The organism is Streptomyces sp. NPDC043427, from assembly GCF_056436655.1.
Window position 1 is genome coordinate 146,100 of record NZ_JBWKCC010000018.1, and the last position, 21,513, is coordinate 167,612.

The following is a 21,513-nucleotide window of genomic DNA, read 5'->3' on the forward strand; positions in this document are numbered from 1 at the left end:
CCGAGATCCGCAGGATCACCAGAAGCCACGCGCCACAGTGGTCGCGCGTCTCGTGCTCGAAGTTCCCCGACACCTCAGCGGCCACGGCTTTCCCGTCAACTGTCGAAGTCCACAGTGAGCGTGTCGGCGGCGGCGAAGGTCTGGCAGGTGAGGACGTAGCCCGCGGAGACTTCGGCGGGTTCCAGCGCGTAGTTGCGGCGCATGTCGGCCCGGCCGTGGGTGACGAGGGCGCGGCAGGTGCCGCAGACTCCGCCCTTGCAGGCGAACGGCAGGTCGGGGCGCGCCTGTTGGGCGCCGTCGAGGACGGTGCTGTGACGCGGGGCGGAGAACGTGGTGGCCCGGCCGTCGAGGACCACGGTGATCTCGCTCGTCGGGCCTGCGGAGGTGACGTCGTCGCGTTCGGCCGCGGGCGGCGCGGGTGGCTCGTCGTCCGCGTGGAAGAGTTCCTGGTGGACGCGGTCGGCCGGGACGCCGAGACCGGAGAGGATCGCGCGGGCGTCGCGGACCATGCCGTGCGGGCCGCACAGCCACCAATGGCCGACGTCCCGGACGTCGACGAGTGCGTCGATCAGCGCGGTGAGCCGGTCGGCGGCGAGGCGGCCGGAGAGCAGTTCGGCTTCGCGCGGTTCGCGGGACAGGACGTGGGCGAGCTGGAACCGGGCCGGGTACTGGTCCTTCAGGTCGGCGAGTTCGTCGGCGAACATCACGGTGTCGGTGCGCCGGTTGCCGTACAGGAGGGTGACGCGCGAGGCGTCGTCCGCGCCGAGGACGGACGCGGCGATGGACAGCATCGGCGTGATGCCGGATCCGGCGGCGACGAGCACATGGTGGCCGAGGTGACCGGCCTCGGTGAGGTCGGGGGTGAAGGCGCCGGCCGGGCCCATGACTTCGATGGTGTCCCCGGGGCGTACGCCGTGTACGAGCCAGGAGGAGAACAGCCCGCCGGGTACGACGCGGACGCCGATGCGGGGCGGTGTCCCGGCCGGTGCGCAGATGGAGTACGAGCGCCGCTCGTCGCGGCCGTCGATCTCGCGGCGCAGGGTGAGGCACTGGCCGGGGAGGAAGGCGAACTCCGCGGCCAGGCGGTCGGGGATGTCGAAGGTGAGGGCGGCTGCGTCGGCGCACAGCGGTTCGACGTCGGCGACGCGCAGGGCGTGGAAGACGGGACGGCGGCGGGCCCGTACGGCGGCGGGGGGTGCGGAGTAGGTCATCAGAGGTCCTTGACGTGTGCGAAGGGCTCCAGACAGGCGCGGCACCGCCGCAGTGCGGTGCAGGCGGTGGCGGCGAAGCGGGAGATCTCCTCGGTGTCGGCCGAGGCGCAGCGGGGACATGGCACGGCGCCCGTGGCGGGGGGCAGACTCAGCCAGATCCGCCCCGGCGCGGAGTCCGGGATCCGCGGCGTGCCGGGTGGCGCGATGCCGTGTTCCGCGAGCTTGCGGCGGCCTTCGTCGGTGATCCGGTCGGTGGTCCACGCTGGGTGGAGCACCGTGACGACCCGGACGGCGGGAAAGCCGGCGGCCCGCAGCCGGGTGGCGATCTCCGCGCGCATCTCGGCCACGGCGGGGCAGCCCGAGTAGGTCGGGGTGAGCCGCACGACGACGGTGCCGTCCTGTTCCACCTCGACGCCTCGCAGCACTCCGAGGTCGCAGAGCGTCAGCATCGGCAGTTCGGGGTCGGGGACCGAGGAGGCGATGTGCCGGGCGCGTTCCGTCTGTTCCGCGCGGCGCTCGGAGCCCTCCGTCCCGGTCACCATGCCGCGTCCGGGTGTGCGCGGGCGACACTCTGCAGTTCGGCGAGGAGGGGCGCCAGGTGCTCGGTGTGGTCCGCGTTCCGGCCGGAGCCGGGGACCGAGGACATGGACGCGGGATGGAGATGCACGCCCTCGGCCGGTTCGAGTCCGCTCCTCGCGAACACGTCGGCGAGCGACAGCACAGTCCGGTCGGCGACAGCGGCGGGGGCCGCGCCGAGTCGTTCCGCGGTCCGGTCGGTCAGCAGCTCGTTCAGCCACGGGGCGATGCCCTGCAGGGCGGATTCCAGGCGGGCGCGGGACTCTTCGGTCCCGTCGCCGAGCCGTACGGTCCACCCGGCGGCGTAGTGGCGGTGATAGGCGAGCTCCTTGACGCTTTTCGCGGCGATGCCGGCCAGCACCGGGTCGGGCGCGGCGGTCAGTTCCTCGAACAGGGCGAGCCGCCAGGTGGAGAGCACGAGCAGGCGGACGACGGTGAACGCGAAGTCGCCGCCCGGCAGTTCGGCGAGCCGCACGTTGCGGAAGTCGACCGGATCGCGGAAGTAGGCGTACGCGTCCTCACCGCGCCCCGTGCCGTCGGCCCGGCCGGTCCTGGCGTACAGCAGACGCGCCTGGCCGAGCAGGTCCAGGCCGATGTTGGCGAGCGCCAGCTCCTCTTCCAGCTCCGGGGCACGGGTGCACCACTCGGCCAGCCGCTGGGCGGACACCAGGGCGTCGTCGCCCAGCGCCAGACAGCAGGCCGCCAGATCGCCGGCGTCGACGCCGTCCGGGACGGCCTGGTCGGCGCCGTGCAGCGGGTCGGTGAAGCCGGTGCCGAAGGCCCACCGGGCGTTGTCGTGGTCGACGTACAGGTCCTCGTCGCTCATGCGCTGCTCCTAGATGTGGGGGACGTCGTCGGGGATGTCGTAGAAGGTGGGGTGCCGGTAGACCTTGTCCGCGCTGGGCGCGAAGAAGGGGTCCTTCTCGTCGGGAGCGCAGGCGGCGATGGTGTCGGAGCGCACGGCCCAGATGCTCACGCCCTCGTTGCGCCGGGTGTACAGGTCGCGGGCGTGGGTGAGGGCCATGTGGTCGTCTGCCGCGCGCAGGGAGCCGACGTGGACGTGGTTGAGGCCGCGCTTGCCGCGGACGAACACCTCGTACAGCGGCCACTGGCCGCGCCCACGATCCGCGATCGCTGCGGGAACTTGACCGGTGCCGCTCATGCCGCCGCTCCTTCCCGCACGCGAGCGGCCTGCTTGGCGGCGTGCCCGGCCGCCGCTTCCCGCATCCAGGCGCCCTCCTCGTGCGCGGCCCGGCGTCGCGCGATCCGTTCGGCGTTGCACGGCCCGTCGCCGGAGATCACCCGTTTCAGCTCCTCCCAGTCGGGGGTGCCGAAGTCGTGGTGCCCGCGCTCCTCGTTCCAGCGCAGCTCGGGGTCGGGCAGGGTGACGCCCAGCTTCTCGGCCTGTGGAACGGTCATGTCCACGAACCGCTGCCGCAGCTGGTCGTTGGTGTGCCGCTTGATCTTCCACGCCATGGACCGGGCCGAGTTGGGCGAGTCGTCGTCGGGCGGGCCGAACATCATCAGCGACGGCCACCACCAGCGGTCCACCGCGTCCTGGACCATGGCCCGCTGGTCGTCGGTGCCGCGCATCATGGTCAGCAGCAGCTCGTACCCTTGCCGCTGGTGGAAGGACTCCTCCTTGCAGACGCGCACCATGGCGCGTCCGTAGGGCCCGTACGAACTCCGGCACAGCGGCACCTGGTTGCAGATCGCGGCGCCGTCGACGAACCAGCCGATCACACCGACGTCGGCGAAGGTACGGGTCGGGTAGTTGAAGATCGACGAGTACTTCTGTCGGCCCTCGATCAACCGCTCGGTCATGTCCGAGCGGTCCGCGCCCAGGGTCTCGGCCGCCGAGTACAGATACAGGCCGTGCCCGGCCTCGTCCTGCACCTTGGCGAAGAGGATCGCCTTGCGGCGCAGCGAGGGTGCGCGGGTGATCCACTCGCCTTCCGGCTGCATGCCGATGATCTCGGAGTGGGCGTGCTGGGCGATCTGCCGGATCAGCGTCTTGCGGTAGCCGTCCGGCATCCAGTCCCGGGGCTCGACGCGCTGGTCGCGGGCGATGGTGTCCTCGAAGGCCGACGCGGGATCCCGGGGCCCGGGAGGTGCGCCGGTGGATGTGCTCATGATGATCGGTGTCCCGTCGTGTGGTGGGTGAGTGGGGAGATCAGTGGCCGCGGAATCCGGGGCTGCGGCGTTCGAGGAAGGCAGCGACCGCCTCCTGGTGGTCGTCGGTGCTGCCGAGCCGACGCTGGACGACGGCCTCACGCTCCAGCGCCGCCGGCAGGGGGGTGGTGGCCGCGGATCGCAGCAATGCCTTGATCTCCCGGTGGGCGGCGGTGGGTCCGTCGGCCAGAGAGCGGGCGAGGGCCAGCCCTTCGGCCGTGGCCGACCCGTCCGGCACGACGCGGTGGACCAGGCCCCAGCGCTCGGCGTCCCGCGCGGAGAACCGGTCGCCCAGGAGCATGAGTCCCGCGGTCCGCGAGGGGCCGAGCTGACGGGCGAGGGCACGGGCGACGCCGGAGTCGGAGGCCAGTGCGATGCCCGTGAAGGCGGTCGCGAAGCGAGCTCCTTCACCCGCGACCCGCACGTCGGCGCAGAGGGCGATGCCCAGCCCGGCCCCGACGCAGGCTCCCTCGACGGCCACGACGAGCGGGATGGGCAGTGCGTGCAGCTCCTTGACCAGTGGGTTGTAGTCGTCGGTGATGTTCGCGAAGGCCGCGGCGGGTGAGGTCTTCAGCAGCCGGGCGTGCTCCTTGAGATCCTGGCCGACGCAGAAGTGCCTGCCGCGGGCGGTGATCAGGGCCGCTCGCACACCGCGTGCGGCGTCCGTGGTCAGGCGCCGTGCCGCCATGAGGAGCGCGCTGCGCATGTGGGCGTCGAGCGCGTTGCCGCTCGCGGGTCCGCGCAGCTCGATGACGGCCACGGCGTCGGTGACGTCGTAGGCGACCCCGTACGGTGCGGGGCACCCGTCCGCCCGGGTCTCGGTGATCGTCCCCTCGGTCACGGCCATGAGTGGAACCCCTGACCGGTCTTGCGGCCCAGCTCGCCGCGGGCGACCTTCTCCCGCAGCAACGCCGGCGGGGCGAACCGCTCCCCGAGCGTCGCGTGCAGGTGCTCTGCGATGGCCAGCCGCACGTCGAGTCCCACCACGTCGGTGAGGCGCAACGGTCCCATCGGGTGCCGGTAGCCCAGGCGCATGGCCGTGTCGATGGCCTCCGCGTCGGCGACGCCCTCCTCGACCATGCGGATCGCCTCCAGGCCGAGGGCGAGACCGAGGCGGCTGCTGGCGAACCCCGGCGAGTCCTGGACGACGACCTCCTGTTTACCCAGGGCGTGCGTCCAGCCGACCGCCGCCGTCAGGGTCTGCCCGGTGGTGTCGGGGGCGAGGACCAGTTCGACCAGTGCGGAGACGGGCACGGGGTTGAAGAAGTGCATGCCGAGGAAGCGTCCCGGCTGTTTCAGGGCGGCCGCGAGTTCGGTGACCGAAAGGGAGCTGGTGTTGGTGGCGAGCACGCACCGCTCCCCCACGGCCTGTTCGGCGGCGGCGAGCAGCCGTGCCTTGAGCGCGGCGTCCTCCGGTACCGCCTCCACGACCAGGTCGGCGTCGTGGGGCAGACCGGCGATCGAGGTCAGGACGGTGAGCCGGTCCGATGCGTCACCGGCCGCGGATCCGCCGAGCCCCCCGCGCTCGGCGGCCCGCCGCAGCCCGGCGGCGATCCGGTCCCGGGCGATGGCCCCGGCCGCGCCGTCGTGTTCCACGACGACGACCGACGACCCGGCGGCCGCGAAGGACTGGGCGATCCCGGCACCCATCCGGCCGCCGCCGATCACCCCCACGACGGCGGGTGGTGATGCTGATGCCGAGGTCATTCCCGGCCTCCGTTCTTCCGGCTCTTCTCGTTCTTCTTCAGGAAGCGCGTCATGCGCTCTTCCTTGTCGCGGCCTTCGAACAGCACGGCCTGGGCGAGGTCGTCGGCGACCGGATGGGCCCCCGGGGCGTCGGTGACGAGCTTGGTCAGGCGCAGGGCGAGTGCTGAGGACCGGGCCATGCGGTCGAGCAGGGCGTGCGCTTCGGCGATCAACCGGTCGGCCGGTACGACGTCCATGACCAGGCCGCAGGCCAGCGCGGCAGACGCGTCGAGGTTCCGTCCGGCGATCAGGACCTGCTTGGCCACCGACTCTCCGACCAGCTCTCTGAGCCGCCAACAGGCCCCGGCGGCGGCCAGGATTCCCAGGCCCGGCTCGGGGTTGCCGAAGACGGCGGACGGTCCGGCGATCCGTAGGTCGCAGGCGTACGACAGTTCGGCGCCCCCGCCGAGCGCCCAGCCGTCCACGGCGGCCACGGTGGGCATGGGCAGCTTGCGCACCCGCTCGAACAGGCGGCTGTTGATGCCCTGAAGCGCCTCGTCGCGGCCGCGCCGCCGCAGTTCGGCGATGTCGGCACCACCGGCGAAGACACCGCCGTGGCCGGTGAGCAGCAGCAGCTTGGGGTCGCGCTCCAAGTCCTCGCACACACGGTGCAGTTCGGCGACCATGCGGCCGTTGATCGCGTTGCGGGCCTGGGGCCGGTGCAGGGTGACGAGGACCCGGTCCGGGTGCTCCTCGACCAGCAAGGTGTCGTACGACGTGCTCGTGGGCGTGTTCATGGCCGCTCCACGAGCATCGCCATGCCCTGTCCGACGCCGACGCACAGGGTCGCCAGTCCGCGGCGGGCGTCCTCGCGTTCCATGCGGCCGAGCAGGGTGAGCAGGATGCGGGCGCCGGAGCAGCCCAGCGGGTGGCCGAGGGCGATGGCGCCGCCGTCGGCGTTGACGCGGTCCTCGTCGAGCTTCAGCCGGCGGACGACCGCCAACGCCTGGGCGGCGAACGCCTCGTTCAGCTCGACCGCGTCCAGGTCACCGGCCGTCCAGCCGGCCCGGTCCAGCGCCTTGGCGGTGGCCGGCACGGGACCGAGCCCCATCAGGCGGGGCTCGACCCCGGCCGAGGCGGCGGTGACGACACGGGCCCGGGGAGTGAGCCCGTACCGTTCGACCGCCGCACCGCTCGCCACCACCAGGGCCGCGGCCCCGTCGGACAACGGGGAGGAGTTGCCCGCGGTGACGATCCCGTTCTGGCGGAAGGAGGTGCGCAGCGCGCCCAGCTTCTCCAACGAGGTGGACGGCCGGGGTCCCTCGTCCTGGGTCACTTCGCCGTCCTTCACCGGCACCGGGACGATCTCCCTCGCGAAGCGGCCCGCCCGCTGGGCGGCGAGCGCCCGCCGGTGACTGCGCAGCGCGAAGGCGTCCGCGTCGAGGCGCGTGACCCCGTCGAGAGCGGCGACCTCCTCCGCCGTCTCGCCCATCGACAGGGTGGTCGTGGCGGGGAAGCGGGGGTTGGTGAAGCGCCAGCCGATGGAGGTGTCGTGCACCTCGCCCGGCCGGGCCCAGGGTGTGCCGGGTTTGGCCATCACCCAGGGGGCGCGGGTCATCGACTCCACTCCGCCCGCCACGACCAGGTCTGCCTCCCCCGCCCGTATCGTGTGGGCGGCGGAGGCGACGGCTGTCAGCCCGGAGGCGCAGAGCCGGTTGACGGTGTATCCGGGCACGGTGTGCGGCAGTCCGGCCAGCAGCACCGCCATCCGGGCCACGTCCCGGTTGTCCTCGCCGGCCTGGTTGGCGGCGCCGAGGATCACCTCGTCCACGGCGTCGGCCGGGATGCCGGAGCGCCGTACCGCCTCGCCGACGACGAGGGTGGCCAGGTCGTCGGGGCGTACGGACGCCAGGGCGCCGCCGTAACGGCCCTGCGGGGTGCGCGCCCCGTCGATCAGATAGACCTCGTCAGGCATCGGTGTTCTCCTCGGTGGGAGCGGGCGCGTGGCGGCGGGACTGGACCACCGAGAAGCGGCCGGTGACGAAGGCCGGGTCGGTGAGGGCGGCGTTGGCGGCGGGATTGGCGGCGGTGCCGTGGAAGTCGCTGAAGGCGGCGGACTGGTTGACGAAGACGCCGCCGGTCAGGTTCTCCGACAGGTGCACACCCGCCTCCAGCGCGGCCGCCCGTGCCGCGTCCAGTACGCCCTCGTCGGTCGTGTACACCAAGGCGGTCAGCGCGCCGTGCCGCCGTACGGTGTCGTGCAGAAGGCGCAGGCTGTGCGCGGTGGAGTCGGTGCCGATGACGAAGGAGACCGGCCCGAACCACTCACTGGTGTACGTCTTCTCGTCGGCCTCGGCGTCGAGCCGGGCCACCAGCGGGGTGCGGACTGTCGCGTCCGGGTGGTCGGGGTGGGTCAGTTCGCGGGAGGGGTGGGCGGTGCGGTCCAGGGCCGCCGCCTCCGCCAGGCGCTCCAGCACCCCGTCGTTCACGATCGCGCCGAGGGTGGCGGCGGCCCGGGCCGGGTCGTCGAGCAGCTTGTCCAGGGCGGTGCCCAGGTCGGCGGCGAACTCGTCGGCCGTGCGCGGGCCTTGGTCGGTGGGGATGCCGTCGCGGGGGACGAGGATGTTCTGCGGTGTGGTGCACATCTGACCGCTGTAGAGGGAGAGCGAGAACGCCAGGTTCCGCAGGAGTCCCGCGTAGTCGTCCGTGGAGTCGACGACGACGGTGTTGAGCCCGGACTTCTCGGTGTGTACGACGGCCTGGCGGGCGTGGGTCTCCAGCCAGTCGCCGAATTCGCTGGAGCCGGTGAAGTCCACGATGCGTACGTCGGGGTGGGTGGCCAGGGCGGGCGCGGTGCGCTCGTCCTCGCGCTGGGCGGCGAGCAGCACCACGTCCGGGTCGAATCCCGCCTCCGCCAGGACCTCGCGGGCGATGCGCACGGTGATCGCCAACGGCAGTACGGCCCGCCGGTGCGGCTTGACGATCACCGGGTTGCCGGTGACCAGGCTCGCGAAGAGGCCCGGATAGCCGTTCCAGGTGGGGAAGGTGTTGCAGGCGATCAGCACCGCCACCCCGCGTCCGACGGGGGTGAAGGTCTTGTCCATGACGAGCGGACCGCCTCTGCGCTGCGGCTTGCTCCAGCGGGCGGTGGCCGGGTGGCGTCTCTGCTCGTGCCAGGCATACGCCACAGCTTCGAGACCGCGGTCCTGGGCGTGCGGGCCGCCGGCCTGGAACGCCATCAGGAACGGCTGGCCGGTCGTGTGCTGCACGGCGTGCGCGATCTCGAAGCTCGCCGCGTTCAGCCGGGCCAGGATCTCGGCCGCGACGCCGGCCCGGGTGTCCGGGCTCGCCGCGCGCCATGCCACGGCGGCGGCCTTGGCCGTCGCGACGGCCGCCTCGGGCACCAGGTGGGGGTAGCTGACGCCGAGTGGGAAACCGTAGGGGGAGATCTCGGCGGCGGGGACGGTGCCGGTGGTGGGGTGCCCTTGGAGAGGGAAGGGCCGGCCGAGGAGGGCGCGGAAGGCGGCCTTGCCCAGCTCGGGTGCCCCGGCTCCGTACACGGAGGTGCTGGGGGTTTCCGGGTACGGCGACCAGTGGTCGCGGGCGGCGGCACGCTCCACCGCATGGTGGAGCAGCTCCGCATGGTGTGCGAAGAAGTCGGTGTGGTGGTCAGTGGACACGAGGGCTCCTGGCCGAACGTTCGGTAGGTGGATGGGTGCGGAAGACACCGGGCGGATTCGGAGAAGAACGGGGTCGGATCAGACGCCGGCGAGCAGGATCTCCGGTCGCTCCACGCAGTCGGCCACATGGCGCAGGAAGCCGCCGGCCACTCCCCCGTCGCAGACCCGGTGGTCGAAGCTGAGAGAGAGCTGCATGACCTTGCGCACCGCGAGGGCGCCGTCCACGACCCACGGTTTGTCCACGATGCGGCCCGCGCCGAGCAGCGCGGCCTCAGGGTGGTTGATGATGGGTGTGGAGCCGTCCACACCGAACACCCCGTAGTTGTTGAGGGTGAAGGTCCCGCCGGTCAGACGGTCCGGCGGCAGGCCTCCGTCACGGGCCAGCCCGGTCAACCGGGTCAGTTCGGCGGCCAGTTGCACGGTCGTCATGCGGTGAGCGTCGCGGACGACGGGGACCACCAGCCCGCGTTCGGTCTGGGCGGCGAAGCCGAGGTGCACCTCGCCGTACCGGACGATCTCCCTCCGCTCGGTGTCCACCGTGGAGTTCAGCTCCGGGTAGCGGGCGAGGCCCGCGACGCAGATGCGGGCCAGCAGGGCCAACAGTCCGATGCGGCGGCCGGGTTCGGCGGCCTCAAGGGCCTTCTTGGCCTGGAGCAGCCCGGTCGCGTCCACGTCGACCCAGGTGGTGGCGTCGGGGATCTCGGTGCGACTGCGGGAGAGCTTGTCCGCGACGGCGCGACGGACTCCGCGCAGCGGGATGCGTTCGGGACCGTCGGAGGCGGGGCGTTCATGCGGTGCGAGAGCGGGCGCCGAGGCACGCAGCGTCGGGGTTTCCGGTGCGGAGGCGGGTTCCGTCGGCGGCGCCTGCGGGGCGGCACGGGCAATGGCCCGCTCCACGTCCCGGCGCAGGACGACGCCGGCGGCACCGGACGGCGCGAGAGCGGCGAGGTCCACCCCGTGGTCCCGGGCCATCCGCCGTACGAGGGGGGAGATCACCCGGGGTGCGTGGCCGACAGCCGGGGCCCGCGATGCTGCCGCGACCGGAGCGGGACGGCTGTCATGCGCCAGGTTTCCGACGCCGATCGGGGCCTCGGTGTCAGCAGCTGCGGCGCGGGCCCTTGAGGCGCTCGCGCCCTCAGCCGCCTCGCCCGTGGCCACCACGGCGGCGCGCCGACGGCGGCGGCGGCGTGAAGTCGCCGGGCCATGGCCGGTGCCGTAGCCGATCAGAACGTTGCCGGAACCGGCCTGTTCCTCCTCCCGACAGCGCTCCGCGGCCGCGTCGGCCTGCACCCGCCCGCCCGGCGCCGTACCGGAGGTGCCATCGGCCGTACCGGCCCCGGGGGCCGCGGGACGGGATCCGCCACCGGGGCCGTCGGAGCCATCGGCCCCCTCGGAGGCGCCGGCACCGCCGGAGGCGTCCGCACCTACCGTGATCAGCGGCTCCCCCACCTCCAAGGCACTGCCCGCCTCCGCATGCAGCCGCAGCACCGTGCCGGCGTACGGGACGGGTACCTCGACCGCGGCCTTGGCGGTCTCGACCTCGACCACGATCTGGTCGATCGTCACCGTGTCGCCGACCGCGACCTTCCATTCGATGATCTCGGCGTCGGTCAGTCCTTCGCCGAGGTCGGGCAGCCGGAACAACTGCTCCCCGAGCGTTGCGGTGGTCATGCGACCGCTCCCTTCGCCAGGTGCCGGGTGTCCGGCTCGTCGGCGAGCTGGAGGCGGTCGACCGCGTCGAGGATGCGGTCGACGCCGGGCAGGTGCGCGTGCTCCAACTTCGGTGGCGGGTACGGGATGTCGAAGCCGGCGACCCTCAGGACGGGTGCGGCCAGCGAGTGGAAGCAGCGTTCCTGCACCCGTGCGGCGACCTCCGCCCCGACGCCGGCGAAGCCCTGAGCCTCCTGGACGACCAGGCAGCGCCCGGTCCGGCGTACGGACGCCGTCACCGTCTCGTCGTCGAAGGGCACCACGGTCCGCAGATCCACGACTTCGAGGTCGATTCCCTCGGCCGCTGCGGCTTCCGCGGCCGCCAGGGCCACCGGAACCGACGGCCCGTACGCGACGACCGTGGCGTCGCGGCCCTCCCGCCGGATCGCCGCCCGCCCGAACGGCAGCGCGTCGCGCCGGTCCAGGGCGGAGTCCTCCCTCGACCAGTACAGCTTCTTCGGCTCCAGGAAGACGACCGGGTCGGGATCGGCCACGGCGTCCCGCAGCAGCCAGTACGCGTCCTCGGCCGTCGCCGGGGTGACGACCTTCAGTCCAGGGGTGTGTGCGTAGTACGCCTCGCTGGAGTCGCAGTGGTGCTCGACTCCGCCGATGCCGCCCGCGTACGGGATGCGGATCACCATCGGCAGCGAGAGCCGCCCCCGGGTGCGGTTGCGGAGCTTGGCGACGTGCGAGGCGATCTGCTCGAAGGCCGGGTACGCGAAGGCGTCGAACTGCATCTCCACCACGGGCCGGAAACCGCCCATCGCCATGCCGACGGCCAGTCCGACGATTCCGGCCTCGGCCAGCGGGGTGTCGAAGCATCGCTGCTCGCCGAAGTCGCGAGTCAGTCCGTCGGTGATCCGGAAGACGCCGCCGAGGGGGCCGACGTCCTCGCCGAAGACGAGTACGCGCTCGTCCTCGCGCAGTGCGTCGCGCAGTGCGGTGTTCAGCGCCTGCGCCATCGTGACCTTGGCCATGGCCGTCAGTCCTCCTGAGTCTGCAGTGTGGTGGGTTCGTCGGCCTCGGCCAGCTCGGCCGCCAACAGGGCGCGCTGTTCCCGCAGTTGCGGAGTCGGCTCGGCGTAGACGTGCGCGAACAGCTCCAGCGGGTCGGAGGCGGTCTCCGCGTTCATGCCCGCGCGCAGCTCGGTGGCCACGGCCTCCGCCTCCTCCCGCACGGCTGCGACGTCCTCGTCGGTGAGTTCGCCGCGGGCCCGCAGGTACGTCTCCAGCCGGCTGAGCGGGTCGGCGGCGCTCCACCGCTCGACCTCCTCGTCGTCCCGGTAGCGGGTGGCGTCGTCGGCGTTGGTGTGCGCGTCCATGCGGTAGGTGTGCGCCTCGACCAGGAAGGGCCCGTTGCCCGCGCGAGCGTGCTCGACGGCCGCGGTCAGCACCGCCAGGACGGCGACCAGGTCGTTGCCGTCGACCTGTTCGGAGCGCACGCCGTAGCCGATGCCCTTGTACGCCAGGGCGGGCGCCGCGGTCTGCCGGGCCAGCGGCACGGAGATCGCGTACGTGTTGTTCTGGACGAAGAAGACGACCGGCGCCCGGAAGACGGCCGCGAAGTTCAGCGCCTCGTGGAAGTCGCCCTCGCTGGTGGCCCCGTCCCCGGCGAGGGCCATCGCCACGCCGTCTCCGCCGTTGCGGCGCAGCGCTTCCGCCATGCCGGTGGCGTGCAGCACCTGGGTGGCCAGCGGGGTGCACTGGGGGGCAACGCGGGTGGCGGCCGGGTCGTAGCCGCAGTGCCAGTCGCCGCGCAGCAGCGTCAGTACCTCAAGGGGATCGATGCCGCGGGTGACCAGGGCCACGGAGTCCCGGTAGGTCGGAAACAGCCAGTCGTCCGGGCGCAGCGCGAGCACGGCACCGACCTGGCAGGCCTCCTGGCCCCGACTGGACGGGTAGACCGCGAGCCGCCCCTGCTTGGTGAGCGCGGTCGCCTGGGTGTCGAACCGGCGTCCCAGGACCATCCGCCGGTAGGCGTCGCGGAGGGCCTCGACCGGGGGCTCGGTGTATCCGGCCGGCGGCTTGGCCATGGGGGTGCCGTCCTCGGCCACGAACCGCACCGGCGTGAGGGACGGCAGGAGGCCCTGGACCGTCTGTCGGAGGCTCTTCACGGACATGGAGGGCACTCGCTTTCTCTGGACACTTGACAGGAGAATGGTCGCCATAACGGAATATGTGTTCAATAGGTCAGCTGAACCGGCGATGAACTGCCGAGCTGAGTGCGCCGGGAGGGCAATGTGTCCGAGGAAACCTCACTGCCGGGGTCGGTGCCCGGACGATCTGCCGTTCCGCTCGACGACATCGACCGGCAGATCCTGAGCCGACTCCTCAAGGACGGCCGGGTGTCGGTCCGGGCACTCGCGGAGGACGTGCACATCTCGCGGGCCAACGCGTACACGCGCATCGGCCGGCTGGTGGCCGAGGAGGTCATCACGGGATTCACCGCGCAGCTGAACCCGCAGCGGGCGGGTCTGGGCACGAGTGCGTACGTGACGCTGACCATCGAGCAGAACGCCTGGCGCGACATCTCGCGCGAGCTGCGCGACATGCCGTACGTCGAGCATGTCGCCCTCGTGACGGGCGACTTCGACGTCCTGGTGCTGGTCCGCGCACCGGACAACCTCGCGCTGCGCCAGGTCGTGCTGGAGAGCATCCAGTCGGTGCCAGGGGTGCGCTCGACCCGCACCTGGCTGGTCTTCGACGAGGTGCGGGGGCGCGGGGCCGACTGGACCGCCTGACCGGCCGGCGCCCGGGATGCGCCCCGTCCCCGAGCCGGGGACGCGGCGCGGGCTGCCCTCGGCGCAGGGGCGTAGCTCGGGCGTGGTCGCCGGGCCCGCTCAGACGTCGAGCAGTGCGGTGGCGGAGGCGATGTCCGGCACCGGAACGCGAGCCGGCTCCGCCGTCGGAACCGGGGCAGGGGCTGCCACCGGGGCTGGGGCAGGGGCAGGGACAGGCCCCGCAGCCGGAGTCGGGGCCACCGTGACCGCCTGCCGCCGGGACCGGACCACCCGGAACCGCCCCGTGACGAAGTGGGCGCCCGCGGCGGGAAGGTCCGCGCCGGCCGAGGAGGGGTCGGCGGGGAAGTCGTCCGCGAGGTTCTGCACCAGATGCACGCCGGCGTCCAGAGCGGCCGCCTCGGCGACCGCCAGTACCAGCGGGTCGGTCGAGTGCACGGCGGCGTACAGCGCGCCGTGGCGGCCCACGGTGCCGCGGAAGAGCGCCAGGCTGTGCGACGTCGAGTCGGTGCCCACCAGGAACGAGACCGGCCCCGGCCACTCCCGGGCGTAGATCCGTTCGTCCCGAGCTCCCAGCCGCACGAGCAGCGGACTGCGCAGATCGGCGCCGGGATGGTCCGGATGGCGCAGGGGCCGGGACACGTGCAGCACCGCGCCGTGGCGCGCGGCCTGCGCCAGTCCCGCCCGCACCTCGTCACCCGCGATCGCGCCCAGCAGCCGCGCCACACGCGCCGGGTGCCCGAGCAACCGGTCCACGGCCTCGCCGAGGTCGGCGCCGAAGTCCCTGAGGCTCTTGTGTCCCTCGTCGGTCGTGATGCCCGTCGTCGGCATCAGGATGTTCTGCGGTGTGGTGCGGAGCGTTCCGCTGCACAGGCACAGGGAACGGGCGAGGCCGCGCACCAGACTCCGGTAGTCCTCGGTGGAGTCGACGATCACGGTGTTCAGGCCGGTCCGGTTGGCGAACACGGCGGCCTGGCGGGCGTGTTGCTCCAGCCAGCCGGCGAACCGCGCCGAGCCGGTGAAGTCGACGATGCGCACCGACGGGTCCGTGGCCAGCCGCCGGTGCAGCCGCTCTCCCGGTTCCGCCACCGCCAGGGCCACGATGTCCGGGGAGTGGCCGGCCTCCGCGAGCACCTGCCGAGCGACACGCACAGTGATCGCCAGCGGCAGCACCGAGCGCGGATGCGGCGCCACGATCACGGGATTGCCGGTGACCAGGCTGGCGAACAGGCCCGGGTAGCCGTTCCAGAGCGGAAAGTCGGGGCAGCCGATGAGCAGCGACACCCCACGTGGCACCAGGGTGCACGTGCCCCGCATCGCCGGTGGCTGTCTCCTGCCACCTGTGCTCTCCCAGCGCAGGTCCGCAGGAACGCGCACAGACTCGGCGAAGGCATGGGCCACGGCCTCCAGCGCACGGTCCTGGGCGCGCGGCCCGGCGGCCCGGAACGCCGCCTCCGGCGGCTGGCCGGTGGTGTGGTGCACCGCGAGGGCCAGCTCGTGGCTGCGGGTGTTCAGCCGACGCACCATCTCCACGGCCACCCCGGCGCGCTCGTACGGCCCGGCGGCGCGCCATCCGGCCGTCGCCCGCGCGGCCGCCCCCAGCAGCGCCGCGGGGTCGCAGCGCGGGTAGCCGATGCCCATGCCTGTGCCTGCGCCTGCGCCTGTGCCTGTGTCTGTGTCTGTGTGTGTGCCTGCGCCTGTGTGTGTGCCGTACGTGCCTATGCCGTACGGGGAGACCTCGGTGGCCACCCGGCCGAGCACTCCGGGCTGGTCGAGGTCGAAGGGGCGTCCCAGCAGGGAGCCGAAGACCTTCCCCGCCGTTCGCGTCGATCTCATCCCCGCGTCGGCGGCGTCCTGCCCGGTCGCCTCCGTGAAGGGCCGGCGGCATTCACCGGCCGCGAGGGCTCGTACCACCTCTTGGAGCAGCTCGCGATGCCGCTCATAGGGACTGGGGCGCATGGCCTTCAGCCTCTCCAGCTCGCCGCGAGTGCGAGCAGGGTGTCGTTCTCCTCAGGCAGACCGATCGTCACCCGGACGCCTTCACCGAGGAACGGGCGGACCACGGCCTTCCCGTCGAGGCAGTGCACGGCGAAGTCAGCGCTGTCGTCCGCCAGCGGCAGCCAGACGAAGTTGGCCCGGGAATCGGGAACTTCGAAGCCGAGAGCACGCAACCGCAGGGTGACCCGCTCCCGTTCGGCCACCGTGAGAGCGGCCCGCCGGGCGACCTCCGCTCCCTCTCCGAGAGCGACGACGGCGGCCTCCTGGGCGAGAGCACTGACGCTGAACGGCACCTGTGTCTTGCGTACATGGGCGGCGATCTCCCGCGGCGCCACGCAGTAGCCGACCCGCAGCCCCGCCAGGCCGTACGCCTTGGAGAAGGTCCGCAGCACCACCACGTTCGGCCGGTCACCCAGCAGACCGAGGGCATCCGGAACCAGCACCGGATCGGCGTACTCCCGGTAGGCCTCGTCGACGACGATCAGTACATCGTCCGGAACCCGGTCCGCGAAGTCGCGCAGCGCCCGCTCGCCGACCGCGGTGGAGGTGGGGTTGTTGGGGTTGCAGACGAAGACCAGCCGGGTCCTGCCGGTGATCGCCGCGGCCATGGCCTCGAGGTCCAGCGCGTGGTCACGCAGCGGGACCTTCACCGCCGTACCGCCCGCGACCGCCGTGAGAATCGGGTACGCCTCGAAAGACCGCCAGCCGAAGACGACCTCGTCGCCGGGACCGACGACCGAGTGCAGCAGTTGTCCGCAGACCTCTGAGGAACCTGCGCCCACCGCGATCCGCTCCGGCTCGACCCCGTGGTGGCCGGCTATGGCCCGGACGAGCGAGGCGGCGCTCATATCGGGGTACCGCGACACACCGCCGGCCAGCTCCGTGAGCCTCGCGGCAACCCCGGGCAGCAGCCCGTAGGGGGATTCGTTGCTGGCCAGGGCGGCCGCACCGGGCAGCTTGCGGCCCGGGACGTAGGCGGGCAACTGCGTCAAGGACGAACGGACGCGCACCATGCTCGACTCACTTCTGAAGCCGTGGAGCCCGGGGCCGTGCCTCCGGGCACTTGACAGGCAAATCGTGAGGAGTGAAGGACAAATGCTCAACTGTTCGGAGAATTCGGCGACTGATCGCCGAAGACCGGCCTCCTGATCGGCAGCCCGTCTCCTCACCCGTGTCTCCGGGTCCTCGCCACGAGACGAACTGCCCGGACGTCACCGGACAACAGCGGCATCCGCTGATCACAAGTCGGCCACATGGCCCTTTCCGGTACCCCAGCGGTCGGCGCGGTCCGCGAAGACTGCTCCCCCGCACGCTCCGCGGGGTATCCGCGCCTCGCCACTCCGATCGAGGGAGACCATGTCCAGGACCCATCTCGTACACGGGTCGTTGTCGTCACTGGTGGTGGCTCTCGCACTGCTGACGGCCGGCTGCTCGGGAACGGCCGACGGCGCGGAAGCCGCCGGCTGCCGCGAGAACGACGGCTGGTCGGCGAAGCAGCAGGCGCAGTGGCTGCGCCCCACCGCGTCGTTCCCTGAGGCCACGGCCACCGAGAAGGCTGACGAGAGCGCCGCTGATGAGGACCCGGCCGTCGTGATCCGCCCGCGCGACACCGAAGACGGCGGACCGCTGTGCGAACCGGTCACCCTGCAGGTCGAGTTCTGGGAGCTCACCGCCACGACAGCGGGCACGGACATGACGTCCGTGCTGCGCTACCAGCTGGCCACCGACGGAACCGAGGACCGGGCCATCGGCTTCCCTCCGGGCCTGTCCGCCGCAGAGCGCGGCGCCTGCACCGGCGTCCTCATGGCGGCGTACGTGGGCGCGCGCCTGACCGAGGCCGAACTGCCCAAGGACATCGACCACGTGACTTCCGCCGCGACCACGGACGTGGAGTTCGGCACCGACCGGATCAGCGCGTACAGGCTGGTTCCGCCACCGGATCCGGAACAATGCAACGCGGACCGGCAGCCCACGACCACCCCTCTCGCCACGCCGCTCCCGTGGCCCAGCGACCATCCGTGACCGGCGCGTACGTCGAGACAGCGGCCCGAAGAAGCGGCTGCTCGCCGACCTCACGACGATGCCGGCCCGCCCCGTCGGTACGGGTTCCACAGCGCTTCGGACGTGTAGGCGCACGGGATGAGCCGGCGGTCGACAGGGCTGTAGGACGACAGCCGGACCGACGCGGGCTGAACCGCGTCGGTTGCCGCCGCCCGCAGCTGGACCTGCGTGAACTCACAGGTGTGTCGTTCCGCAACGAGCTGTCCCGCTGGGTGCCGTTCGACGAACTGCTGCGGACCAGCGACGTGGTGTCCGTGCACACCCCGCTGACGCCGGAGACGAGGGGCATGATCGGCGTCGCCGAATCGCCCTGATGAAACCGACCGCCACCCTCGTCAACACTGGACGCGGCGGAGTCGTGGACGAAGACGCCCTGTTGGTGGCGCTGCGCCGACGGGGACCTGCACTCGGCAGGGCTGGACGTGATGACCGGCGAGCCACGCACGGACCCGCCCGACCCGCTGTTCGTCGAACCGCACCTGGTGGTACTGCCACACGTCGGCTCGGCGACGGAGGCGACCCGTGCCGCCATGGTCGAACTCGCCGCCCGCAACGTCGAGGCAGTGCTGGACGGACATCCCGCCCCCACCCCGATTCCAGGCACCCCGGGCCTGCCCGGTCGGCATGCCCCACTGCCGGACGCTGTCGACTCATGACGTGGTGCGCGTGCCCCTGGGGGGAAGGGCGGTACACATGCGATGTGGGGCGGATCTGTCTCCCGGGTTGGCCGGCGAGGACGCGGCGGCGAATCGCGGAACGTGTACGCGACGACCAAGCCCGCGCAGGAGCACCTGGCCGCCGCGTGGGCGCGGTCCACGGGCGGTTCGGCGGTGTCATTGCGGCCCCAATGCTCCGCCGCGGGACCACGCGCGATGACCGCTCACAGGAACGGCTCCGCCAACGACGCCCAGAACGCCCCATTGTGGCGCTGGATGACCATACCGGCAGTGGCATGAAGCGCGGGTCCACTCGGCGGACGGGAAGAGAAGGCGATCAGGCACGGGGGCCTTCCAGCTCTGCGCTTCGAGCATCGTTCGTGGTCGCGCCCGCGGTGCGCTCGGCCGGATCAGGGATTCCGACCAGAAGCAGCGTCACGTCATCGTCATGGGCGGCCGTGTCCGGGATGAGGGTCCCGACCAGGCGGGCTGCGGCCCGATCAAGGACATCCGGATCTGCGGGGGTGCTCTTCAGCGCGACGTCGAGGGTTTGAGCGAGGATGTCGATCTGGGTATCGATGTCGGTGCCCGGCCTCTCGACCAGTCCGTCGGTGTAGAGGGCGAGGGTACTGCCCGGCGGCAGCGGCTGGGTCGTCTGCTGGTACGGCGCCCCGACGCCACACGACTCGTTGACACCCAGAGGCACGCTGACCGGTGCCCCCAGCCGACGGGCCGGCCCGTCCGGGAGCAGTGCGATCACCGGCAGGTGTCCGGCCGAGCACAGGGTGACCTCGTGGGCGCTTTGGTCGATCACCAGGTAGCAGCAGGTGACGAGCTGCTCCGCCAGGTCGCCGACGAAGGCGTCCAGCCCGGTCATCAGCAGGCTGGGCGGTACACCCGTGCGGGCCAGAGCGTGGGAGGCGGCACGCATTTGGCCCATGACGGCCGCCGCCTCCAGCCCCCGGCCCATCACGTCACCGATGACAATGCCGGTGCGGTCCTTGTCCAGGGCAATGATGTCGAACCAGTCGCCGCCGACTCCGGGATCCTGGACGGACGCCAGATACCGGTGAGCGCTGGGCAGGTACGGCAGGCTGGGCGACTCGCCCATCAGGCTGTGCTGCAGGGTGTAGGCGATGCGTCGATGCTGCTCGTAGCGCTCGGCGCGGTCCGCCTCCGCCCGCCTTCGTTCGGTGATGTCCCGTACGGTCAGGAACACCAGCGTTTCCTGTTGGGCCTGGAAGGTGCTGACGCTGACCTCGACGGGGAACTCACGGCCGTCGCTGTGCAGCCCGTACAAGCCCCTGTCCAGGATCATCGGTTTCGGATCGCGCAGCCGCAGGTACCGACGGAGCAAAGCACTGTGTCCCGGACGCCGCGGGCCGGGCACCAGGTCGTCGACCTTGGTACCGACGAGGTCGCCCGGCGGGTAGCCGAACACTGGTTCCACCTGTGCGTTGGCCATGACGATGCCGCCGTGGCCGTCCGTGATGAGGGTGGCGTCGGGTGCGGACTCCAGCAGTGCGAGGAAGCGTCGGTTGGCCCGCAGGACCTCTCGCTGGGCCGCGACTCGTTCGGTGATGTCGGTGAGGACGCCGCACACGGCGTAGGGCGTGCCGGTCGGATCGCTGAGGGGGAACAACGTCGTGAGAAAGTCGCGTGGGCCTCCCGGCACGGCGAGAGAGTCCTGCCGCTGCACGGGGGCGCCCTGTGCCAGCATGTCACGGTCGGCGGCCCGCGCCTGACGCGCGAGATGCCGCGGCATGATGTCCCGGTCGCGGCGGCCCAGTATCCGTGCGCGGGGCAGGCGCACGCTCTTCTCGAACCTCGTGTTGACCGCCAGGAAGCGACCGTCCAGGTCCTTGATGAACACCACCGCGGGCGTGTGGTCCATGAACGCCTGCAGCAGTTCGTTCTGCCGTACCTGCCATTCGGCACGGGCGTGCGCCACCTCGATACGGCGGCCGACGAACAGGGCGGCGAAGACGACCGCGGTGAACACGGCCACGTGGCCGCATACCAGCAGCGCCGCGCCCAGACGCGAGCCGTACAGCCCCGCGTCCTGGCCGGCCAGGACGGCCCAGCCCAGCACCGGCGGCGCTACCAGGATGGTGGCGAAGAGCCGGCGCCCCAGCGCGCCGGTGGTGCCCGCGTTCATCAGCAGGCCGGCGGGTCCTTCGTCCGGCCGGGCCAGGAAGGTCGCGATGCCCAGCAGCACCAGAGCCAGCGCGGTGTGCAGTGCCATGCCCGTGTAGCCCCCGAACCGCTCCAGCTCGGGCACGTCGTAGGCGAACCCGTAGAGCCGGAGCATGCCGAGGCCGAGCATGGCGAGGCCCGCGACCTGGCTCGTCCAGGCGGGCACCCGGCGCACGCTCGCACACAGTGAGGCCACGCTCCCGAGCACCAGTGCCGCAGCAGTGTTGGGGGCCATCCGTCCGGGCGTCCCTGTCGCCAGCAGCGTGGTGTCCTTGAACAGCAGTTCATCGATGCCCAGGCTTGCCCCGGTCACGTACTCCACCGTGGTGAGTCCACTGATCAGGGCAGCCAGAACAGCTGCCGCACGGGCCGCGGCCATCGTCCACGGGCGTACGTGCCTGCGGGCCACCACGAACAGGGAGAGTCCCAGCGCCAGCAGTGCCACAGCGGTGTTCGGTTTCATGGACGCGGCAACGCCTGGCAGCACGCTCTTCAGGACGTCATTGCCGAGGATCCAGCCGGACAGGCCCACCAGGCCGAGCGTCGCGGCCACCGAGGCCGAGCCCTGAGCCATGGCGCGAGCAGCGGCCAGGGCAGGTTCGTGGAAGGGCAGGCCCTCGGCCCGTTCCGCTCCAGGTGCGCCGGGCAGAGCGGGCGCCTGCTGTGCTGTCCGTGCCACAGAGTTCTCGACTTGTCGAATGGATTCGTCCATCTGCACCCATCAGCTTAGGTACCGCGAAGGAGACGTGCCCGGTCGCGAACGCCGCCTCGCCACTGCGGAATGGGCCCGCCCCGATCCTGTGAGTGACCGGAATCAGCCTGATCGACAG

Annotated in this window: 19 protein-coding genes and 2 pseudogenes; 5 read left to right on the forward strand and 16 right to left on the reverse strand. The window is 72.0% G+C overall.

What is annotated here, in order from left to right:
* Nucleotides 1–95 precede the first annotated feature (95 nt).
* The 13 genes from paaE to pdhA form a co-directional block, all read right to left on the reverse strand.
* Complete coding sequence (paaE, locus tag AC067M_RS26805) at nt 96–1,211, reverse strand: 1,2-phenylacetyl-CoA epoxidase subunit PaaE (protein WP_478699578.1); 1,116 nt, start codon at nt 1,209–1,211, stop codon at nt 96–98.
* Nucleotides 1,211–1,753, reverse strand: coding sequence for a 1,2-phenylacetyl-CoA epoxidase subunit PaaD (gene paaD, locus AC067M_RS26810; RefSeq protein WP_478699579.1), 543 nt, complete (start codon nt 1,751–1,753; stop codon nt 1,211–1,213). Before paaD ends, paaE begins: the two co-directional genes overlap by 1 nt.
* The gene (gene paaC / locus AC067M_RS26815) at nt 1,747–2,613 is read right to left on the reverse strand and encodes a 1,2-phenylacetyl-CoA epoxidase subunit PaaC (protein ID WP_478699580.1); all 867 of its coding nucleotides are present in this window, start codon (nt 2,611–2,613) and stop codon (nt 1,747–1,749) included. Before paaC ends, paaD begins: the two co-directional genes overlap by 7 nt.
* A gap of 9 nt (nt 2,614–2,622) precedes the next feature.
* A complete protein-coding gene (paaB, locus tag AC067M_RS26820; RefSeq protein WP_478699581.1) occupies nt 2,623–2,949 on the reverse strand; it encodes a 1,2-phenylacetyl-CoA epoxidase subunit PaaB in 327 nt (108 codons plus the stop codon).
* Nucleotides 2,946–3,920, reverse strand: coding sequence for a 1,2-phenylacetyl-CoA epoxidase subunit PaaA (gene paaA, locus AC067M_RS26825; RefSeq protein WP_478699582.1), 975 nt, complete (start codon nt 3,918–3,920; stop codon nt 2,946–2,948). The genes paaB and paaA overlap by 4 nt, the downstream gene beginning before the upstream one ends.
* A 40-nt stretch (nt 3,921–3,960) precedes the next feature.
* Nucleotides 3,961–4,806 carry an enoyl-CoA hydratase/isomerase family protein gene (locus AC067M_RS26830; RefSeq protein ID WP_478699583.1) on the reverse strand — a complete coding sequence of 282 codons (846 nt, stop codon included), beginning with the start codon at nt 4,804–4,806 and terminating at the stop codon, nt 3,961–3,963.
* Nucleotides 4,797–5,666: a 3-hydroxyacyl-CoA dehydrogenase family protein gene (locus AC067M_RS26835; RefSeq protein ID WP_478699584.1), complete on the reverse strand. Its 870-nt coding sequence runs from the start codon at nt 5,664–5,666 to the stop codon at nt 4,797–4,799. Before AC067M_RS26835 ends, AC067M_RS26830 begins: the two co-directional genes overlap by 10 nt.
* The gene (locus AC067M_RS26840) at nt 5,663–6,442 is read right to left on the reverse strand and encodes an enoyl-CoA hydratase/isomerase family protein (RefSeq protein ID WP_478699585.1); all 780 of its coding nucleotides are present in this window, start codon (nt 6,440–6,442) and stop codon (nt 5,663–5,665) included. Before AC067M_RS26840 ends, AC067M_RS26835 begins: the two co-directional genes overlap by 4 nt.
* Complete coding sequence (locus AC067M_RS26845; protein WP_478699586.1) at nt 6,439–7,620, reverse strand: thiolase family protein; 1,182 nt, start codon at nt 7,618–7,620, stop codon at nt 6,439–6,441. The genes AC067M_RS26840 and AC067M_RS26845 overlap by 4 nt, the downstream gene beginning before the upstream one ends.
* Nucleotides 7,613–9,325 (reverse strand): phenylacetic acid degradation protein PaaN, encoded by a 1,713-nt coding sequence (paaN, locus tag AC067M_RS26850; protein ID WP_478699587.1) that lies wholly within the window; start codon nt 9,323–9,325, stop codon nt 7,613–7,615. Before paaN ends, AC067M_RS26845 begins: the two co-directional genes overlap by 8 nt.
* A gap of 78 nt (nt 9,326–9,403) precedes the next feature.
* A complete protein-coding gene (locus tag AC067M_RS26855) occupies nt 9,404–10,996 on the reverse strand; it encodes a dihydrolipoamide acetyltransferase family protein (protein ID WP_478699588.1) in 1,593 nt (530 codons plus the stop codon).
* Nucleotides 10,993–12,012 carry an alpha-ketoacid dehydrogenase subunit beta gene (locus AC067M_RS26860; protein WP_478699589.1) on the reverse strand — a complete coding sequence of 340 codons (1,020 nt, stop codon included), beginning with the start codon at nt 12,010–12,012 and terminating at the stop codon, nt 10,993–10,995. Before AC067M_RS26860 ends, AC067M_RS26855 begins: the two co-directional genes overlap by 4 nt.
* 5 nt (nt 12,013–12,017) lie before the next feature.
* Complete coding sequence (pdhA, locus tag AC067M_RS26865; protein ID WP_478699590.1) at nt 12,018–13,154, reverse strand: pyruvate dehydrogenase (acetyl-transferring) E1 component subunit alpha; 1,137 nt, start codon at nt 13,152–13,154, stop codon at nt 12,018–12,020.
* A gap of 120 nt (nt 13,155–13,274) precedes the next feature.
* Between pdhA and AC067M_RS26870 the strand changes: the two genes are divergently transcribed.
* On the forward strand, nt 13,275–13,775 hold the full coding sequence (locus AC067M_RS26870; protein WP_478699591.1) for an Lrp/AsnC family transcriptional regulator: 501 nt from the start codon (nt 13,275–13,277) through the stop codon (nt 13,773–13,775).
* Between the two features lie 99 nt (nt 13,776–13,874).
* On the opposite strand, the gene AC067M_RS26875 is transcribed toward AC067M_RS26870, so the two are convergent.
* Both AC067M_RS26875 and hisC read right to left on the reverse strand, forming a co-directional pair.
* Nucleotides 13,875–15,731, reverse strand: a complete 1,857-nt coding sequence (locus AC067M_RS26875) for an aldehyde dehydrogenase family protein (protein WP_478699592.1) — start codon at nt 15,729–15,731, stop codon at nt 13,875–13,877.
* Between the two features lie 5 nt (nt 15,732–15,736).
* Complete coding sequence (gene hisC, locus AC067M_RS26880; RefSeq protein WP_478699593.1) at nt 15,737–16,783, reverse strand: histidinol-phosphate transaminase; 1,047 nt, start codon at nt 16,781–16,783, stop codon at nt 15,737–15,739.
* 343 nt (nt 16,784–17,126) lie between these two features.
* Here hisC and AC067M_RS26885 point away from each other — a divergent pair, with 343 nt between their 5' ends.
* From AC067M_RS26885 to AC067M_RS26900, 4 genes and pseudogenes are all read left to right on the forward strand, one after another.
* Complete coding sequence (locus tag AC067M_RS26885; protein ID WP_478699594.1) at nt 17,127–17,792, forward strand: hypothetical protein; 666 nt, start codon at nt 17,127–17,129, stop codon at nt 17,790–17,792.
* Nucleotides 17,720–18,168, forward strand: a pseudogene (locus tag AC067M_RS26890) (NAD(P)-dependent oxidoreductase); the annotation flags it as partial. The gene AC067M_RS26885 and the pseudogene AC067M_RS26890, both read left to right, overlap by 73 nt.
* Nucleotides 18,169–18,256: 88 nt before the next feature.
* The gene (locus AC067M_RS26895; RefSeq protein WP_478699595.1) at nt 18,257–18,487 is read left to right on the forward strand and encodes a hypothetical protein; all 231 of its coding nucleotides are present in this window, start codon (nt 18,257–18,259) and stop codon (nt 18,485–18,487) included.
* A gap of 43 nt (nt 18,488–18,530) precedes the next feature.
* A pseudogene (locus tag AC067M_RS26900) lies at nt 18,531–18,673 on the forward strand (NAD-dependent dehydratase); the annotation flags it as partial.
* A 151-nt stretch (nt 18,674–18,824) separates the two neighbouring features.
* Here AC067M_RS26900 and AC067M_RS26905 read toward each other — a convergent pair.
* Complete coding sequence (locus AC067M_RS26905; RefSeq protein WP_478699596.1) at nt 18,825–21,257, reverse strand: SpoIIE family protein phosphatase; 2,433 nt, start codon at nt 21,255–21,257, stop codon at nt 18,825–18,827.
* Between the last annotated feature and the right edge of the window lie 256 nt (nt 21,258–21,513).

What these genes read in the sequence shown, in the direction of transcription:
- AC067M_RS26835 (WP_478699584.1), bottom strand. Translation starts at nt 5,666, where the DNA reads ATGACCTCGGCATCAGCATCACCACCCGCCGTCGTGGGGGTGATCGGC.
- paaC (WP_478699580.1), bottom strand. Translation starts at nt 2,613, where the DNA reads ATGAGCGACGAGGACCTGTACGTCGACCACGACAACGCCCGGTGGGCC.
- AC067M_RS26860 (WP_478699589.1), bottom strand. Translation starts at nt 12,012, where the DNA reads ATGGCCAAGGTCACGATGGCGCAGGCGCTGAACACCGCACTGCGCGAC.
- hisC (WP_478699593.1), bottom strand. Translation starts at nt 16,783, where the DNA reads ATGGTGCGCGTCCGTTCGTCCTTGACGCAGTTGCCCGCCTACGTCCCG.
- paaE (WP_478699578.1), bottom strand. Translation starts at nt 1,211, where the DNA reads ATGACCTACTCCGCACCCCCCGCCGCCGTACGGGCCCGCCGCCGTCCC.
- paaA (WP_478699582.1), bottom strand. Translation starts at nt 3,920, where the DNA reads ATGAGCACATCCACCGGCGCACCTCCCGGGCCCCGGGATCCCGCGTCG.
- AC067M_RS26845 (WP_478699586.1), bottom strand. Translation starts at nt 7,620, where the DNA reads ATGCCTGACGAGGTCTATCTGATCGACGGGGCGCGCACCCCGCAGGGC.
- AC067M_RS26830 (WP_478699583.1), bottom strand. Translation starts at nt 4,806, where the DNA reads ATGGCCGTGACCGAGGGGACGATCACCGAGACCCGGGCGGACGGGTGC.
- AC067M_RS26905 (WP_478699596.1), bottom strand. Translation starts at nt 21,257, where the DNA reads ATGGCTCAGGGCTCGGCCTCGGTGGCCGCGACGCTCGGCCTGGTGGGC.
- paaB (WP_478699581.1), bottom strand. Translation starts at nt 2,949, where the DNA reads ATGAGCGGCACCGGTCAAGTTCCCGCAGCGATCGCGGATCGTGGGCGC.
- AC067M_RS26885 (WP_478699594.1), top strand. Translation starts at nt 17,127, where the DNA reads ATGTCCAGGACCCATCTCGTACACGGGTCGTTGTCGTCACTGGTGGTG.
- AC067M_RS26895 (WP_478699595.1), top strand. Translation starts at nt 18,257, where the DNA reads ATGACCGGCGAGCCACGCACGGACCCGCCCGACCCGCTGTTCGTCGAA.
- paaD (WP_478699579.1), bottom strand. Translation starts at nt 1,753, where the DNA reads ATGGTGACCGGGACGGAGGGCTCCGAGCGCCGCGCGGAACAGACGGAA.
- AC067M_RS26840 (WP_478699585.1), bottom strand. Translation starts at nt 6,442, where the DNA reads ATGAACACGCCCACGAGCACGTCGTACGACACCTTGCTGGTCGAGGAG.
- pdhA (WP_478699590.1), bottom strand. Translation starts at nt 13,154, where the DNA reads ATGTCCGTGAAGAGCCTCCGACAGACGGTCCAGGGCCTCCTGCCGTCC.
- AC067M_RS26875 (WP_478699592.1), bottom strand. Translation starts at nt 15,731, where the DNA reads ATGCGCCCCAGTCCCTATGAGCGGCATCGCGAGCTGCTCCAAGAGGTG.
- AC067M_RS26855 (WP_478699588.1), bottom strand. Translation starts at nt 10,996, where the DNA reads ATGACCACCGCAACGCTCGGGGAGCAGTTGTTCCGGCTGCCCGACCTC.